Source organism: Conyzicola sp. (assembly GCF_046714715.1).
In the GTDB taxonomy this organism is placed as follows: Bacteria; Actinomycetota; Actinomycetes; order Actinomycetales; family Microbacteriaceae; genus Conyzicola.
This window is the reverse complement of sequence record NZ_JBKKAD010000084.1, coordinates 1-16,807: the sequence shown is the minus strand read 5'-3', so window position 1 is coordinate 16,807 and position 16,807 is coordinate 1. Positions and strand designations below refer to the sequence as shown.

The window sequence follows — 16,807 nt, the reverse complement described above, 5'->3', positions numbered from 1 at the left end:
GTCGTGGTGACCTGCTTTTCGAGCGCGGCGCGGGTGGTGGTGACCTCGTGCTCGAGGGCCGCCTTCGTCGAGGTGACCTCGTTCTCGAGGGCGGCCTTCGTGGTCGTCACCTCGTTCTCGAGCTCGGCCTCTACCCGGGCCTTCTCGTTGTGCAGGTTGGCGGTCGCCGTGGAGACGGCGATCTCGAGCTCGGCGCGCGCGGTGGTGACCTCGTTCTCGAGGTCGGCGCGGCCCGCAGCGAGGTCGTTCGCGAGTTCGGAGCGGGCCGTGGTGATCTCCACGTCGAGTTCGGAGCGGGCCGCGGTCGTCTCCTGCTCGAGCGCCGCGCGCAGGGCGGCCGTCTCGGTCTCGAGGGCGTCCCAGGCCGCGGCCGTGTCTGCCTCGAGCTTCGCGCGGGTGGCCTCCGCCTCGTTGGCGAGCCGGGCGCGCGTGGCCGCGGCCTCGTTGGCGAGCTGCGTGCGGGTCGTCTCGGTCTCGTTCTCGAGCGCCGCGCGCGCCGTGGCGATGTCGCGGGCCAGATCGGTGCGGCCCTGCTCCACGTCGCGGGCGAGGTCGCCGCGCAGCTTCGCGTTCTCCGTCTCGTACTCGGTGCGGCCGAGCTCGGTCTCCCGGGCCAGGATCGCCGCTGCCTCGCGGGCCTCCGCGGCCTCGCGGCTCGCGACGACGGTCAGCTCGGCGGCCTCGCGTTCGCCGGCCGCGCGGATGGCCGCGGCCTCGCGCTTGGTGGTCGCACGGGCGTCGGCGGCCTCGGTGGCGACGGCGCCGCGGATGGACGCTGCTTCGCGGGTAGCGTCGGTGACGAGGGTCTCGGCGTCGCCCTTCGCGCGGGAGAGGATGTGGTCGGCCTCGTTGCGCGACGACTCGAGCAACTGGTTCGACTGCGCGGTCGCATCGGAAACGAGACGGTCTGCGGTCTCGTGCGCATCCGTCGACAGCTTCTGGATCTCGTTCTTCACCGAGTTGCGCAGGCGCTCGGCGTCGATGTCGGCCTGGCTGATGAGGCGGGTCGACTGCTCTTCGGCGACACGCAGTGTGTTCTCGAGCTTGGTGCCCAGACCGCTGTAGGTGGGCGTTCCCGTCTCGTCGAGTTCGGCCTGCAGGTCTTCGGCGACCGCGGCCAACCGCTTGATCTCCTTGGTCGCCTCGGCCCGGTCGGCGTTGGCCTTGATGAGCTCGCGTCGGAGGTCTTGCACCGCCTTGTCCACCGCTTCTTTGCGGTATCCGCGCATTTCCGTACCGAAATCAGTGTCGTCAGCAGCCATGCGGCTCAGTTTAGTGGGCAGGGCGGATGACTCGACGCGTCGGCCCTGTCGGCGTTCTCGCAGGTGCCCACAGTTGATTCCCAGTGCTCGGGTTAGGCCGCGACGTACCCCATCAGGTATTCTTGATCGTCTTTGCTGTTGCCATCCGGACACCGGTTCCAGGAAGCCTTCCACTCGCCCCAAGCGCGAGCACTCGCAGCGTGCGAGGGAAGGATGCCGCGACGTTTGCTCGTCGGGGCTGGGCGACACGAAAGGAGAATCCCGTGCGATTTGTACTCGCCATAGTCAGTTTTGTCGCTGCCGCGCTGCTCATCGGCCTCGGCATCGCCCAGAAGACCATTCTTGCCGCGCCCGACGAGATCACCGTGTCGACGAGCGTCGCCACCGACGCGCCCGTCACCGTCGTGAGCGGTGAGGCACTCAATGCATACCCGCGCAGCCAGTTCGTGCAGATCAGCGGGTCGGATGAGAACTTCGTCGCCTACGGCCGCACGTCCGACGTGATCGCCTGGATCGGCGACGCCAGCTACAACACGGTCTCCTACGACGCCACGGCCGCTGAGCTCGAGAGCGACCTCACAGAGGGCACCGAAGACGAGGTCCCGAATCCCGCCGACTCCGACCTCTGGCTCGCCAGCTACACCGACCAGGCGTCGATGACCATCAACGTGCCGGAGGACTTCTCCCTGCTCGTCGTCTCCGATGGCGTGAAGCCCGCACCGTCCGAGGTCAGCATCACCTGGCCCGTCGACAACTCCACCCCGTGGGCCAACACCTTCGTGGTCGCGGGCGGCATCCTGCTCGTCATCGGACTCGTGCTGCTGTTCTGGGCGGTCGCGCACATCCGCAAGTCGCGCGGTCCCCGCCGCAAGTCGCCGCAGAAGATGCCCAAGCTCCCGCGCCAGCCCCGGTACAAGCCGATCAAGGCCAAGAAGAAAGAGCTCGACGCGAACGCCAAGGGCCGTCGCGCGATCAACTCGCGCGTCGCGATCGTTCCGGTCGTGCTCGTGACCGCCCTCGCCCTGGGCGGCTGCAGCGCCGACTTCTGGGCCGGCCGCGAACCCGTGGCCGCGCCGACGGCCTCCGCCGACCCGGTCGCCGATGCCGAGGCAGCCGCGCAGCTCGACCCGCCCGCGGTCACCGAGCAGCAGGCGAAGCGCATCGTCGCCGACCTCGTCGCCGTCGCCGCCGAGGCGGATACCGGCATGAACGACGACCTGATCAAGACGCGCCTCGCCGGCCCCGCCCTCGACCTGCGGCTCACCAACTACGCCGCCCGCCGGGCCGACGGCGCCATCCCCGCCGTCGAGGGAATCCCCGAGGGCAAGATCACCCTGACGCTCCCGCAGGTCACCGAGAACTCGTGGCCACGCGCCGTGCTCGCCGTGATCGAGGACACGGCCACCGCCGAAGACGGCAAGCAGGTTCCGCCCGTCGCCGTCATGCTCATCCAGGACGACCCGCGATCGAACTACAAGGCGCAGTACGTCATCCGCTTGGAGCCCGGCGCCGTGATCGAGGGCGTCGCCCCCGCCTCGGTCGGGGCCGGCCGCCTGCAGCTCGACTCGAAGTTCCTCGTCGTCGAGCCCCAGGTCGTCGGAGCCGACTACGGCGACATCCTGATGGTCGACAGCGACAGCACCTCGTACGACCTATTCGAGGCCGAGGGCGACAGTCTGCGCACCGACGTCGGTGAGGGTTTCAAAGAGGGCCGCAAGGCCGCATTCCCCGCGACGTCGACGCTGACCTTCGAACGCGCCGAGTCGAAGGGCCCCGTGGTTGCGCTGTCGACCAACGACTCCAGCGCCCTCGTCACGGTCGACGTGAACGAAGACGAGATCGTCAAGGTCGTCGAGGCGGGAGCCGTCGCCAACGCGCCCGCCGCGGTAAAGGCGCTCACCGGCAAGACCACCAGTGCCAAGGGCTTCCGGGCCACCTACGGCTACCAGCTGCTGTTCCTCGTGCCGTCCGTTGAAACGGGTGGCAAAATCGTCCTGCTCGGCTACACCCAGGGCCTCGTGGCCGCATCGGAGCTCCCGTGACCAACCTTCCCCCCAGCGCCGCCAGCCTCCGCGGAGCCGTCGACCTCTCGTCGCTCGTGAACCCGGCTCCCGCCGTGGCCGCGCCGACGGGCAAGGCCTCGTCTCTCGCGGTCGAGGCGACGGATGCCACGTTCTCCAGCATCCTCGAACTGTCCAACTCGGTTCCCGTGCTGGTGGAGTTCTACGGGCAGGGGCTCGCCCCGTCGCTCGCGGCACTGGTCGCCGAGTTCGGCGGACGCATGGTGCTCGCGACGATCGACGGCACCAAGAACCCGCAGCTCGTGCAGGCCTTCCAGGTCTCCGAGGTGCCGATGGTCGCCGCGGTGATCGGCGGACGCCCGCTGCAGCTCTTCGTCGGTATGCCCGAGCAGGAGGAGATCCGCGCGGTGCTGAACCAGGTGCTCGAGGTCGCCAAGCAGCAGAACATCACCGGCACGGTTCCCGTCGACGACGCCGACCCGGACGCCCCCGAGGCGGAGCCGGTCGAAGAGCCGCTGCCGCCGCACCACCAGGAGGCGTTCGACGCGATCTCGGCGGGCGACTTCGCCACCGCGATCGCCGAGTACACGCTCGCCATCGCGCAGAACCCGCGTGACGCCCTCGCCGTGGCCGGGCTCGCCCAGGTGTCGCTGCTCGCCCGTCTCGAGGGAACCACCGCCGACGGGATCCGTGCCGCCGCGGCATCCGCCCCCGACGACGTCGACGCCCAGCTGGCCGTCGCCGACCTCGACATCTCGGGCGGACACGTCGACGACGCGTTCCTGCGCCTGCTCGAACTGTTCCCCACCCTCGACGCCGACGGCAAGACCGTCGTGCGCACGCGCCTGCTCGAGCACTTCGAGGTCGTCGGCATCGACGACCCGCGCGTCATCGCGGCGCGCCGCCGGCTGACGGCGTTGCTGTACTGACCGCTGTTGCCGGTTGAGTAAGGCCGCCTGCGGCCTGTATCGAAACCCGGCGAGGTTTCGATACGGTCGCTGGGCGACCTACTCAACCAGCGAAGCTCACTTTCTGAGCTTGAGCCACAGCCCCGCGAGCGGCGGGAGGGTCAGCTCTGCCGACGCGGGCCGACCGGCGTGCGGTTCGTCCGTCGCGACCACGGCGCCGAAGTTGCCGACTCCGCTGCCACCGAACTCCGTGGCATCCGTATTGATCAGTTCGTCCCAGGTGCCGGCGAACGGCAGGCCGAGACGGTACGGGCCGACGGGTGCGCCCGAGAAGTTCATCACCACGGCGATCGGGTTGCCCTCGTGGTCCCAGCGCAGGAACGAGACGACGTTGTGCTCGGCGTCGCCGGCGTCGAGGAACTCGAAGCCGCCCGCCTCGTTGTCGCGCGACCAGAGCGGCGCCTCCTCGCGGTACACGCGGTTGAGGGCGCTCACGAGCTTCGACAGCGACTGGTGCACGGGCTGGTCGAGAATCCACCAGTCGAGTCCGCGCTCTTCGCTCCACTCGGAGGGCTGGCCGAACTCGCTGCCCATGAACAGCAGCTGCTTGCCGGGGTGCGCCCACATGAAAGCGAAGTACGCGCGCAGGTTCGCGAGCTTCTGCCACTGGTCGCCGGGCATCTTCGTGAGCAGCGACCCCTTGCCGTGCACGACCTCGTCGTGGCTGATCGGCAGCAGGAAGTTCTCGCTGAACGCGTAGACGAAGCTGAAGGTGATGTCGTTGTGGTGGTGCGCGCGGTACATCGGGTCGACCGCCATGTACTTCAGCGAGTCGTGCATCCAGCCCATGTTCCACTTGATGCCGAAGCCGAGGCCGTTGCCCGAGGTGGGCTTCGTGACGCCGGGCCACGAGGTGGACTCCTCGGCGATCATCATGATGCCGGGGTTGCGCTTGTAGGCGGTGGCGTTCACCTCCTGCAGCAGGCTGATGGCCTCGAGGTTCTCGCGGCCGCCGAACTCGTTCGGCAGCCACTGGCCTTCTTCGCGCGAGTAGTCGAGGTAGAGCATGGATGCCACGGCATCGACCCGCAGGCCGTCGATGTGGAACTCCTCCAGCCAGTACAGGGCGTTGGCGACGAGGAAGTTGCGCACCTGCGACTGCCCGAAGTTGAAGATCAGGGTCCCCCAGTCCATCTGTTCGCCACGGCGGGGGTCGGAGTGCTCGTAGAGCGGCTCGCCGTCGAAGCGGGCGAGCGCCCACTCGTCTTTCGGGAAGTGGCCGGGAACCCAGTCCATGATGACGCCGATGCCCGCCTGGTGCAGGCTGTCGATGAGGAACTTCAGGTCGTCGGGGTGGCCGAACCGGCTGGTCGGGGCGAAGTAGCCGGTGACCTGGTAACCCCAGGATCCGCCGAACGGGTGCTCCGCGAGCGGCATGAACTCGACGTGCGTGAAGCCGAGCTCGCGCACGTACTCGATGAGCGGTTCGGCCAGTTCGCGGTAGCCGAGGCCGGGACGCCACGAGCCGACGTGCAGCTCGTAGATGCTCATGGCCGAGTTCAGGGTGTCGGTGCTGGCGCGGGTGTCGATCCAGGCCTTGTCCTCCCACTCGAACAGCGACTCGCCGACCTTCGACCCCGTGGAGGGGGAGACCTCGGTGAAGCGCGCCATCGGGTCGGCGCGGGTGACCCACTCGCCGGCCGGCGTGAGCAGCTCGAACTTGTAGGTCGCGCCCGGGCGCGCCTCGGGAACGAAGATCTCCCACACGCCGTTGTCGTCGAGGCGGCGCATCGCGTGACGGTCGCCGAACCAGCCGTTGAAGTCGCCGACGACGCGCACGGCGCGGGCGTGCGGCGCCCAGACCGAGAACGAAGTGCCTTCGACGCCCTCGTGCGGGCGGAAGTGCGCGCCGAGTACGTGCCAGATCTGCTCGTGGCGCCCCTCGCCCCACAGGTAGAGGTCGATCTCGCCGACCGACGGCACGAAGCGGTACGGGTCCTCGGCGATCCAGGCGGGTCCGTTGTCGTACTCGGTCTCGAGGATGTAGCCCTGGCCGGCGCCGGCGGCGTAGCCCTGCCAGATGCCCTCCGAGGCGTGGGTGAGTTCGATGCGCGTTCCGTCGGTCTGCACGGCGGTGACCGCGGCGGCGAGCGGGCGCACGGCGCGCACGATGAAACCGTCGGCGAACGGGTGCTGTCCGAGGGTGGAGTGCGGCTGCGGGTGGCTGCCGCTCACGAGCGACTCCACGAGTCCGGGGTGCAGGTCGGGGAGCACGGGGGCGTTAGCCATTAGTTGCCTTTCGGGTATTCGACGCGCAGGATGTGGACGGGCTCCGTGAAAGCGTCGAGCCGCACGTAGTTGTCACCGCCCCACACGAAGGTCGAACCGGTGATCAGGTCGGTCACGGTGAACTCCGTGCCCGGCTCGATGCCGAAGCGGGTGGTGTCGAAGTGCACGACCGTCTCGCGCACCGAGTGCGGGTCGACGTTCGCCACGACGAGGATGGTGTCGGCGCTGCCGGTGCCGGTGAAGGCGGCCGCGAGGTGCTTCGAGTAGACGAGGATCGAGTCGTCGTCGCTCCAGTGCACGTCGAGGTTGCGCAGTTGACGCAGGGCCGGATGCTGCGCCCGGATCTCATTGAGCCGGCGCAGGTAGGGCGCCAGCGAGTCACCGTTCGCCTCGGCGGCGGCGTAGTCGCGGGACTTGTACTCGAACTTCTCGTTGTCGATGTTCTCTTCGGCGCCGGGGCGGGCGACGTTCTCGAACAGCTCGTAGCCGGAGTAGACACCCCAGCTGGGGCTCGCCGTGGCGGCGATGGCGGCGCGCACCTTGTAGGCCGGGCGCCCGCCGAACTGCAGGAACTCGGTGAGGATGTCGGGCGTGTTCACGAAGAAGTTGGGGCGGAACGTGTGGCTCGTCACCTTCGACACCTCGTGCAGGTACTCCTCCAGCTCCACCTTCGTGTTGCGCCAGGTGAAGTAGGTGTACGACTGCTGGAAGCCGACGGCCGCCAGCGACTGCATCATGGCCGGGCGGGTGAACGCCTCCGCGAAGAACACCACGTCGGGGCGCTCGACCGCGACTTCGTGCAGCAGCCATTCCCAGAACTCGAGCGGCTTGGTGTGGGGGTTGTCGACCCGGAAGATCGTGACGCCGACGCCGATCCAGTACTTCACGATGCGCAGGATCTCCTGGCGGAGGCCCTCGTAGTCGTTGTCGAAGTTGATCGGATAGATGTCCTGGTACTTCTTCGGCGGGTTCTCGGCATAGGCGATCGACCCGTCGGGCAGCGTCGTGAACCACTCCGGGTGCTCGGTGACCCACGGGTGGTCGGGGGAGCACTGCAGGGCGAGGTCGATGGCGATCTCGATGCCGTTCTTCTTCGCGACCCCGAGGAAGTAGCTGAAGTCCTTCACCGTTCCGAGCTCGGGGTGGATGGCGTCGTGGCCGCCGTCGGCGGAACCGATGGCCCACGGCGAGCCGGGGTCGTTCGCACCGGCGTCGAGCGTGTTGTTGGGACCCTTGCGGAAGGTGCGGCCGATCGGATGGATCGGGGGGAGGTAGACCACGTCGAAGCCCATGTCGGCGACGGCGGGCAGGCGCTTCGCCGCGGTGCGGAACGTGCCCGAGACCCAGCTGCCGTCTTTGCGCCTCTTCGCCCCCTCGCTGCGGGGGAAGAACTCGTACCAGCTGCCGAGGCCGGCGCGGGCGCGCTCGACGCGCAGATCGAGCGGGTCGCTGAGGGTCACGAGGCTCGCGAGCGGGGTGGCCGCGACGAGCGCGGCGAGCTCGTCGCCGGTGACGCCCTCGAGGCGGGCGGCGGGCGACAGCGTGTCGTCGGAGAGGGTAGCCGTGGCATCCGCCACCGCCGCGTTCTCCACGAGCAGGGTCTTCTCGAGCCGGGCGAGCAGCTGCCGCCCCATGGTGATCATAAGGTCGACGTCGATGCCGGCCGGGATCTTGATCTCCGCGTTGTGCAGCCAGGTGGCCCAGTCGTCGGAGTAGGCCTCGACGCGGTAGGTCCAGGTTCCAGCCGCGTCGACCTGGGCGGTCGTGTGCCAGGAATCGGTGCCGGGGGCGCCCGGGTGCAGCGGGTGCCTCGAGGTCGTGCCCCGCGGGTCGGTGAGCAGCAGCGCCGCGCCCAACTGGTCGTGACCCTCACGGAACACGGTCGCCGAGAACGGCACGACCTCTCCGACGAAGGCCTTCGCCGGCCAGCGGTTCTCCGGTTGCTGCGGGTTCAGGAACCGGATCGGTATGCGCCCGATGCGTGATTCGTATCGTTGCTGCGTGATGGGGCCAGCACTCGCGGCCACCCTTTCGTTCTCTGTAGTCGCCACAAAACGACCGTACCTCGTTTGCCCTGCGACCCGGGCGTTTCGATTTCCCCTGTCGGTATGCCGGAGGAGTTGGTATGAGACTCGCCCGACGCGATAAATGATTATGCATCGACCCTTCGCTACGATTAGTCTTGGAGAAACACTCACTCGATTCGGGATGCCTAGCGATGTCATCGAATTCGAATGGGTTTCTGCGCTGCTCACGGCCCGAATCCGTGAGTAACCGAAGCAACCTGGTTCCCCGGCCAGTCAAGCCATGGATGGCACGGCGATCGTCCCCTCGATCGCCGACGTTGCGGTAATCGTGTCTAGCCCTAGGAAGACGATGCCCACCCGAAGAGAAATAGTGACGATAGCTCTCGCCTCCGTCGCGTTCGTCGCGCTCGGCGTGACCGCGACGCAGCTCGACCACATCGAGACCACGCGGCTCGACGGCGGCCAAGGCCTGACCGCCCACACCGTGCCCGGTGTCACCGTGGCCTGGCTCACCGACTACGACCCGCTGCTCGGCGGCGAATCGGTCGTCGGCGCGACCATCGTCCCTGTCGACGGCGCCCTGCTCGGCAACTCCTCCGTCGAACTGACGATCGTCGGTGCCGGAGGGACCAAGTTGGGCACCCTGCGCAGCGACGACGGGGGAGCCACCTGGAGCGAGCTCGACGATCCGGTCGCGGCGGGCGATTCGCTCGTGGCATCTGTCGTCATCGACGACCGCGCGACGGTCGCGGCCATCAGCCCCGCGCACTAGCGACGACGAACGGTTTCCGATTGGTCGCCGCTAGTTATACCGGCCGTCACGGAGCATGTTCTAGGGTTATCGCGTGAAAGCCATCCGCAGATTTACCGTCCGCACCGTTCTTCCCGAGTCGCTGGGCGGCCTCGAAGAGCTGGCCACCAACCTGCGCTGGTCGTGGCACGAGCCGACCATGCAGCTGTTCGCTTCGATCGCGCCCGACGTGTGGGACGAGTCGGGACGCGACCCGATCGCCCTGCTCGGCGCCGTCGAGCCGTCACGGCTCGACGAACTCGCCGCCGACGAGGCGTTCGTCGGACGCACGAACGGCCTGCTCGGCGAGCTGCACACCTACCTCTCCGAACCGCGCTGGTACCAGTCGCTGCCCGACGCGCCCGCCGCGATCGCCTACTTCTCTCCCGAGTTCGGCATCGCCGCCGCGCTCCCGCAGTACTCGGGCGGCCTCGGCATCCTCGCCGGCGACCACCTGAAGAGCGCGAGCGACCTGGGCGTGCCGATCATCGCCGTCGGGCTGTTCTACCGTTCGGGCTACTTCCGGCAGGCCATCTCCCGCGAGGGCTGGCAGCAGGAGAGCTACCCCGTGCTCGACCCCGACGGCCTGCCGCTCAGCGTGCTGCGCCACCCCGACGGCCGCGCGGCCCTCATCACCCTCGCCCTGCCCGACGGGCGCGCGCTCGCCGCCCGCATCTGGCGCGTCGCGGTCGGCCGCGTGACGCTGCTGCTGCTCGACACCGACGTGCCCGAGAACGACGACGAGCTGCGCTCCGTCACCGACCGCCTGTACGGCGGCGGCGGCGAGCACCGCCTGCTGCAGGAGCTTCTGCTCGGCATCGGCGGCGTGCGCGCGATCGGCCTCTACACGCACCTCACGGGTTCGCCCGAGCCGCTCGTGTTCCACACGAACGAGGGGCACGCGGGCTTCCTCGGCCTCGAGCGCATCAGCGACCTCATCGGCGGCGGGCTGTCGTTCACCGAGGCGCTGCAGGTCGTTCGAGCCGGAACCGTCTTCACGACGCACACGCCGGTTCCCGCGGGAATCGACAGGTTCGAGGCCTCGCTGGTGACGCGCTACTTCTCGACGGAGCTGCTGCCAGGGGTGGATGTCGCGGAGGTGCTCGCCCTGGGTACCGAGAACTACGAGGGCGGCGACCCCGCGATGTTCAACATGGCCGTCATGGGTCTGCGGCTCGGGCAGCGCGCCAACGGCGTCTCCCAGCTGCACGGCGACGTGTCGCGGGGCATGTTCGGCTACCTGTGGCCCGGTTTCGACCAGGACGACGTGCCGATCACCTCGGTCACCAACGGCGTGCACGCCCCCAGCTGGACCGACCCGCTGCTCATGCAGCTCGCGTCGTCGAAGCTGGGTGCCGTCGACACGACGTCAGCCGACTGGAACTCGCCCGAGGTCTCCGACTGGGACCTGTGGCAGGTGCGTGGCGCGATGCGCCACCAGCTGGTCGACGACGCGCGACGCCGCGTGGGCGACGCCTGGCACGAACAGAACCCCGGCGTCGGCGACCCGGCGTGGTACTCGTCGCTGCTCGACCCGAACATCCTCACCATCGGGTTCGCGCGTCGCGTTCCCACCTACAAGCGCCTGACGCTGATGCTGCACGACGAAGACCGCCTGCGGTCGCTGCTGCTGCACCCGACCCGCCCGATCCAGATCGTGATCGCCGGCAAGTCGCACCCCGCCGACGACGAGGGCAAGCGCCTCATCCAGCGCCTGGTCGAGTTTGCGGCCGAGATCGACGTGCGCGAGCGCATCGTCTTCCTGCCGAACTACGACATCGCGATGGCGAAGCTGCTCTACCCGGGCACCGACGTCTGGCTCAACAACCCGCTGCGTCCGCTCGAGGCGTGCGGAACCTCGGGAATGAAGGCGGCGCTCAACGGTTCGCTCAACCTGTCGATCCTCGACGGCTGGTGGGCCGAGTTCTACGACGAGGAGAACGGCTGGGCCATCCCGTCCGCCGACTCCGCGGGCGACGGCGCCGAACGCGACAAGCTCGAGGCCGACAGCATGTACGACCTCATCGAGCACCAGATAGCGCCCCGCTTCTACGACCGCGGCGACGACGGAGTGCCGCACCGCTGGGTGCAGTCGATCCGCCACACGCTGTCGACGCTCTCGCCGTCGCTCTCGGCCGACCGCATGGTGCGCGAATACGTGGAGCGCCTCTACATCCCCGCCGCCGTTGCGGAGGAGACGATCAGCGCGAACGCGTACCAGCCGGCCCGCGAACTCGCCCTCTGGAAGGCGCGCGTGGTCGAGGCATGGCCCGCCGTGCACGTGACGCACGTCGAGTCGGGCGGCGTGGACGCCGTGCCGCAGGTCGGCGACACGCTGCACCTGCGCGCGCAGGTCGAGCTCGGCGGACTCACCGCAGACGACGTGTCGGTCGAGGTGGTCTACGGGCGTGCCCGCGACGGCGACCGGCTGATCGACACCCAGCTCGCGGTGCTCGAGCCCACGACCGACACCGGCGACGCTGCGACGTTCGCCGGAACCGTTCCCCTGGGGCGGGCGGGCAGCTTCGGCTACAACGTGCGCGTGGTGCCGCGGCATCCGCTGCTCGCGTCCGCCGCCGAGATGGGGCTCATCGCGGTCGCCGTCTGACGACGGGCGGTCAGGTGGGACGGGCGGTCAGGCGGGACGGCCGGTTACGCGGGCCGGCCGGCCACGCGGGACGGCCGGTTACGCGGGTTCGGGGCTTTCGGTTTCCGCCTGATCTGCTGCCGTGGTCTCCGACCACTTCTCTGCCCAGAGTATGAGCGGCCCGAACGCCGCCGGCAGCTCGGTACCGAGGGGCGTCAGCGCGTAGGACCCGTCGGCGCGGCGGTCGATGAGCCGCGCTTCGGCGAGTTCTCGCAGCCGGACGGTGAGTGTCGACGACGACATGCCGTCGCACTCGCGTTGAAGCTCGAGGAACGTGAGTTCGCGGTGCTGCAGTTCCCAGACGATGCGCATGCTCCACCGTCGCGTCATCAGGTCGAGCAGCGAGAACAGCGGGCGTCCGGTGCGAGAGCCTCGAGCGGGTCTTCCCGGGAGGGGCGTAGGTGGCATGGGTCCACACTAGCGGTAGCTCTTCGATTATCGAAGTGCTAGCCTGACTCCACTTCGATAGTCGAAGTGAGATGTCGGGAGGAGTGTCATGAAGATAGGGATTGTGGGCGCGGGGAACGTGGGTAGGTTCTACGGCGAACGGTGGGTCGGGCGCGGTCACGCCGTCGCCTTCAGCTATGCGCGCGACGTGGGGCGTCTCGAGGCTTTCGTCGCGGGTCTCGGTCCGTCGGCTTCGGTGCTCGAGGTCGAAGACGTGGCGGCGTACTCCGATGTCGTCGTATTTTCCCCACCCTTCGAGCAGATCGAGCACGCGGCCGCCCGCATGGGCGGGGCCACCGGAAAGGTGCTCATCGACACCACGAATCCCTTCAACCCCGAGCGCACGGGTCTCGTGGAGCTCGGCACCGCGACGTCCGCGGGAATCGTGGCGGGCCTGTTCCCGGGCGCGCTCGTCGTCAAGGCGCTCCACAACCTCTCCCTCGCGCAGGCCGGTGATGCTACCGGGCGGGGTCCCGCGGTCATGTTCCTCGCGGGGGAGCACAACGGCGCCAAAGAGACGGCGGCGCGGCTCATCGTCGACGCCGGCTTCGCCCCTTTCGACACGGGAGCCCTGTCTGCCGCGAAGCTCAGCGAAGCACCCGGCCCCCTGTTCATGAACGTCTACGGCGTGACGGAGGTCGCCGAGGCGGTCGCCCACGCCACGGCCCACCGTTAGGCGACGCGACATGTGGGTTCGACAGGTCGACCCGCGACCAGCGCTCCCGCCCGCTCACTCTTTGGCGATCGCCGCGACCTGCCCGTTCGTGATGGCGAGCAGGTCGGCGGGGGCGAGTTCGATGTCGAACCCGCGGCGCCCGCCGGAGACGAAGATCGACGCGTAGAGTTCCGCGGTCTCGTCGAGCACGGTCGGGTGCGGCGTCTTCTGCCCGATCGGGCTGATGCCGCCGACGATGTACCCGGTCTTGCGCTGGGCGATGGCCGGGTCGGCCATCACGGCCTTCTTGCCGCCCACGGTACGGGCGAGGGCGCGCAGGTCGAGCATTCCGGTGACCGGCACGATCGCGACGACGAGGGTGCCGTCGACGTCGGCCAGCAGGGTCTTGAACACCTGCTCGGGGTCGAGTCCGAGCATCGTGGCCGCCTCGGTGCCGAAGTCGGTGTTCGACGGGTCGTGCGCGTACGCGTGCGGGAGGAAGCGGATGCCCGCCGCCGTGAGCGCCACCGTCGCGGGGGTACCGCCCGCCGCGGCATCCGAATGCTTTGCCATCTGCTTATTGTGGCGCACTCGCGGGTTGAGCTCGTCGAAACCGGGTCAGTATGGTTTCGATACGGCCGCGGGCGGCCTACTCAACCAGCAGAGGCGGGTCAGTGCGCCCGGTACAGCCGCATCGACGTGCCCGTCACCGTGAGCTCGCTGCCCGGCGCGTGCTGTTCGGGGTCGAGGGCGGTGGTCGCCGAGTCCCAGAGCAGCTCGTAGCCCGTGACCCCCTCGTGCTCGGGCAGCGTGACGGTGATCGCGTCTTCGAGCCCGTGCACGACGAGCAGTATGCGGTTGAACTCCTCGAATTCCGGGGTCGACGCGGCGAGGTACTGCAGCGTGCGCTCGGCGGGGGAGTCCCAGTCGTCCTCCGACATCGAGAGGCCCTCTTTGTTGTACCAGTCCATCTGCGTCGCGCTCGGAACGGTCTCGCCGAACCGCCCGAAGTGCCGCGGGCGCAACGCAGGGTTCTCGCGCCGCAGCCGGGTGAGCAGGGTCGCGACCTCGAGCAGGTCGACCTGCCACTCGTCGCGCTGCCAGGCCACCCAGGTGAGCTCGCTGTCGTGGCAGTAGGCGTTGTTGTTGCCGCGCTGGGTGCGTCCGAACTCGTCGCCGGCGGTGATCATCGGGATGCCGGCGCTCAGCAGCAGCGTTCCCAGCAGGTTGCGCATCGTCCTGCGCCGCGCGGTCAGGATCGTCGTGTCATCCGTCGGCCCCTCGACGCCGTGGTTGAACGAGTGGTTGTCGCCGGTGCCGTCACGGTTCTTCTCGCCGTTGCCGAGGTTGTGCTTGGTGTAGTACGCGGTGAGGTCGGCCATCGTGAAGCCGTCATGCGCCGTGACGAAATTGACGGATGCCATGGGTCCGCGATTCTGCGGGAAGACGTGCGCAGACCCCGCGAGCCGACGCGCCAGCGAGCCGATGCCGTTGGGGGCGATGCCGTTCGCCCGGGCGGCGCCGATGTCGGTGAGCCAGAAGTCGCGGGTGCGGTCGCGGTAGCCGTCGTTCCACTCGCTCCAGCCGGAGGGGAAGCGGCCGACCTGCCAGCCGCCCATGCCGACGTCCCAAGGCTCGGCGATCATCTTGACGCCCGCGAGCTGCGGGTCGGCGACGATCGCGGCTAGCAGCGGATGCTCGGGGTCGAACTCGACCCGCTCGTCGCGCCCGAGCGTCACGGCCAGGTCGAAACGGAAGCCGTCGATCTGCACCTCGTTCGCCCAGTACTTGAGCGAGTCGAGCACGAGCTGCCGCGCCGCGGGGATCGCGAAGTCGACGGTGTTGCCGCAGCCGGTCACGTCGATGTACTCGCCCTTGGAGTTCTGCCGGTAGTACGACTCGTTGTCGATTCCGCGGAGGCTCGTCGTCGGGCCGGTCGGGCCCTCTTCCGCGGTGTGGTTGTAGACGACGTCGAGCAGCACCTCGAGGCCGGCGGCGTGCAGGTTCTTCACCATGGTCTTCACCTCGCGCAGCACCGCTCCGGTTCCGCCCGACTGCGCCTCGCGCGTGGCGTACTCGGCGTGCGGGGTGAAGAAGTTGAGGGTGTTGTACCCCCAGTAGTTGGTGAGCCCCTGTTTGATGAGCCGCTGCTCGCTCACCGACTGGTGGATCGGCAGCAGTTCGACCGAGGTCACGCCGAGCGCCCTCAGGTAGGCGATGGTCGACGGGTGGCCGAGGCCGGCGTAGGTGCCGCGCAGCTCTTCCGGCAGGTCGGGGTTGAGTTTGGTGAGACCCTTCACGTGGGCCTCGTAGAGCACGACGTGGTCCAGCGGGACGGCGGGCTTGCCCACGCCCTCCCAGTCGAACGCGTCATCCTGAACATACGAACGCCACTCGCCCTTTGCGGTGCGGGCGAGGCCGCGCGCGTACGGGTCGATGAGGTCGAGGGTGGGCTCGAAGCTGTGGGTCGGTCCGGTGGGGCCGGATGCGCGCACGCTGTACCGTGCGCCGGGCACCAGGGCGGGTGACCGGGCCGACCACACGTCGTCGTCGCCGCGCACCATGGCCACGGCCGAGACCAGCCAGTTGGCGTCGCGCTCGTCGTAGAGGCACAGTTCCATCGCGGTGGCGTTGGCCGACCAGACGCGGAGCTCGCCGCCGTCTTCCGTCTGGACTACGCCGAGGGGGCCGATCGGAGGGGCGCTGGTCATGAGTCCCACACTACGGGCGCGATGAGTCATGCTTGTTACATGCCCATCTACCTCGATCACGCGGCGACGTCACCCATGCCGCCCGAGGTCATCGCCGCCTACGCGTCGGCGCTCGCCGTGGTCGGCAACCCGTCGTCGATCCACAGCCAGGGGCAAAACGCGAAGCGCATGCTCGAGGAGGCGCGCGAGCAGGTGGCCGCCTCGGTCGGCGCCGACTCGGTCGAGGTCACTTTCACCGGCGGCGGCACGGAGGCCGTGAACCTCGGGATCAAGGGCCTGTGGTGGGCGCGGGTTTCGACGGGTTCAACCCGCATTCGGCCGCGCATCTTGGTGCCGATGGGCGAGCACCACGCCACCATCGACGCGATCGAATGGCTCGAGAAGCACGAGGGCGCGGTGATCGAGTGGATCCCGATCGACGCCCTCGGCCGCATCGACCTCGTGGCCCTCGAGTCGGCGCTCGGCGACGACGTCGCCCTCGTCACCGTGCTCAGCGCCAACAACGAGGTCGGCACCCTGCAGCCGGTCGCCGAGATCGCGGCGCTCGCCGCCCGGTACGGCGTGCCCGTGCACGTCGACGCCATCGCGGAGTACGGCTACGTGCCGATCGACTTCCACGCGCTCGGTGTGGCCGCCCTCTCTATCTCGGCGCACAAAATCGGCGGACCCGTCGGGGTCGGCGCACTCGTCATCGCGCGCAGCACGACGATCGTTCCGCTGCTGCACGGCGGAAACCAGCAGCGCGCCCGCTCCGGCACCCAGGACGTGGCCGGCGCGGTCCGCGTCGAACCCGCGGTACTGGCCCCACGAGTTGCCGCGCCCGTCGCGCGACCACCGCATGGCCGGGGAGAGTTGCCGGCCGAGCGGCCGCACGTCGGTGAGGTTCTCCGCAATGCGGTTGCCGGTGACCGTGAGCGCGGCGTTGCTCTGGAGGGCAAGGCCGACCTCGTTCCCGGCGATCAGGTTGCGGGCGAACACCGCCTGGCGGGACGGGTCCGATGGGACCCCCTCGGCGTAGATGCCCACCCGGTTCGCCAGAATCTCATTGTC

11 protein-coding genes and 1 pseudogene are annotated in these 16,807 nt (G+C 68.9%); 6 read left to right on the top strand and 6 right to left on the bottom strand.

Annotated elements, in window-relative coordinates:
• A pseudogene (locus ACLQ6X_RS06895) lies at window positions 1-1,262 on the bottom strand (hypothetical protein); the annotation flags it as partial.
• Window positions 1,263-1,525: 263 nt separating this feature from the next.
• On the opposite strand from ACLQ6X_RS06895, the gene ACLQ6X_RS06890 reads away from it, so the two are divergent.
• Both ACLQ6X_RS06890 and ACLQ6X_RS06885 read left to right on the top strand, forming a co-directional pair.
• On the top strand, window positions 1,526-3,304 hold the full coding sequence (locus ACLQ6X_RS06890; protein WP_411699434.1) for a hypothetical protein: 1,779 nt from the start codon (window positions 1,526-1,528) through the stop codon (window positions 3,302-3,304).
• Entirely contained in the window at window positions 3,301-4,212 is a 912-nt protein-coding gene (locus tag ACLQ6X_RS06885; RefSeq protein WP_411699433.1) for a tetratricopeptide repeat protein, read from the top strand. The genes ACLQ6X_RS06890 and ACLQ6X_RS06885 overlap by 4 nt, the downstream gene beginning before the upstream one ends.
• A 96-nt stretch (window positions 4,213-4,308) precedes the next feature.
• Here the strand turns inward: ACLQ6X_RS06885 and glgB are convergent, their stop codons facing one another.
• Window positions 4,309-6,480, bottom strand: a complete 2,172-nt coding sequence (gene glgB, locus ACLQ6X_RS06880) for a 1,4-alpha-glucan branching protein GlgB (protein WP_411699432.1) — start codon at window positions 6,478-6,480, stop codon at window positions 4,309-4,311.
• A complete protein-coding gene (locus ACLQ6X_RS06875) occupies window positions 6,480-8,531 on the bottom strand; it encodes an alpha-1,4-glucan--maltose-1-phosphate maltosyltransferase (protein WP_411699431.1) in 2,052 nt (683 codons plus the stop codon). The genes glgB and ACLQ6X_RS06875 overlap by 1 nt, the downstream gene beginning before the upstream one ends.
• 346 nt (window positions 8,532-8,877) lie before the next feature.
• On the opposite strand from ACLQ6X_RS06875, the gene ACLQ6X_RS06870 reads away from it, so the two are divergent.
• Window positions 8,878-9,279 carry a hypothetical protein gene (locus tag ACLQ6X_RS06870; RefSeq protein ID WP_411699430.1) on the top strand — a complete coding sequence of 134 codons (402 nt, stop codon included), beginning with the start codon at window positions 8,878-8,880 and terminating at the stop codon, window positions 9,277-9,279.
• A gap of 73 nt (window positions 9,280-9,352) precedes the next feature.
• Entirely contained in the window at window positions 9,353-11,905 is a 2,553-nt protein-coding gene (glgP, locus tag ACLQ6X_RS06865) for an alpha-glucan family phosphorylase (protein ID WP_411699429.1), read from the top strand.
• Window positions 11,906-11,983: 78 nt separating this feature from the next.
• On the opposite strand, the gene ACLQ6X_RS06860 is transcribed toward glgP, so the two are convergent.
• Window positions 11,984-12,352, bottom strand: a complete 369-nt coding sequence (locus ACLQ6X_RS06860) for a winged helix-turn-helix transcriptional regulator (protein ID WP_411699428.1) — start codon at window positions 12,350-12,352, stop codon at window positions 11,984-11,986.
• Window positions 12,353-12,440: 88 nt separating this feature from the next.
• Between ACLQ6X_RS06860 and ACLQ6X_RS06855 the strand changes: the two genes are divergently transcribed.
• Window positions 12,441-13,067, top strand: coding sequence for an NADPH-dependent F420 reductase (locus ACLQ6X_RS06855; protein WP_411699427.1), 627 nt, complete (start codon window positions 12,441-12,443; stop codon window positions 13,065-13,067).
• Between the two features lie 54 nt (window positions 13,068-13,121).
• Here ACLQ6X_RS06855 and ybaK read toward each other — a convergent pair whose 3' ends face one another.
• Both ybaK and glgX read right to left on the bottom strand, forming a co-directional pair.
• Complete coding sequence (ybaK, locus tag ACLQ6X_RS06850; protein WP_411699426.1) at window positions 13,122-13,619, bottom strand: Cys-tRNA(Pro) deacylase; 498 nt, start codon at window positions 13,617-13,619, stop codon at window positions 13,122-13,124.
• Between the two features lie 98 nt (window positions 13,620-13,717).
• Window positions 13,718-15,757 carry a glycogen debranching protein GlgX gene (glgX, locus tag ACLQ6X_RS06845; protein ID WP_411699425.1) on the bottom strand — a complete coding sequence of 680 codons (2,040 nt, stop codon included), beginning with the start codon at window positions 15,755-15,757 and terminating at the stop codon, window positions 13,718-13,720.
• A 39-nt stretch (window positions 15,758-15,796) separates the two neighbouring features.
• Here glgX and ACLQ6X_RS06840 point away from each other — a divergent pair.
• A partial coding sequence (locus tag ACLQ6X_RS06840; RefSeq protein WP_411699424.1) for a cysteine desulfurase family protein occupies window positions 15,797-16,807 on the top strand: 1,011 nt, incomplete at its 3' end.

Excerpts from the sequence above, each read along its gene's own strand:
- glgB (WP_411699432.1), bottom strand. The coding sequence starts at position 6,480 with ATGGCTAACGCCCCCGTGCTCCCCGACCTGCACCCCGGACTCGTGGAG.
- ybaK (WP_411699426.1), bottom strand. The coding sequence starts at position 13,619 with ATGGCAAAGCATTCGGATGCCGCGGCGGGCGGTACCCCCGCGACGGTG.
- glgX (WP_411699425.1), bottom strand. The coding sequence starts at position 15,757 with ATGACCAGCGCCCCTCCGATCGGCCCCCTCGGCGTAGTCCAGACGGAA.
- ACLQ6X_RS06860 (WP_411699428.1), bottom strand. The coding sequence starts at position 12,352 with ATGCCACCTACGCCCCTCCCGGGAAGACCCGCTCGAGGCTCTCGCACC.
- ACLQ6X_RS06855 (WP_411699427.1), top strand. The coding sequence starts at position 12,441 with ATGAAGATAGGGATTGTGGGCGCGGGGAACGTGGGTAGGTTCTACGGC.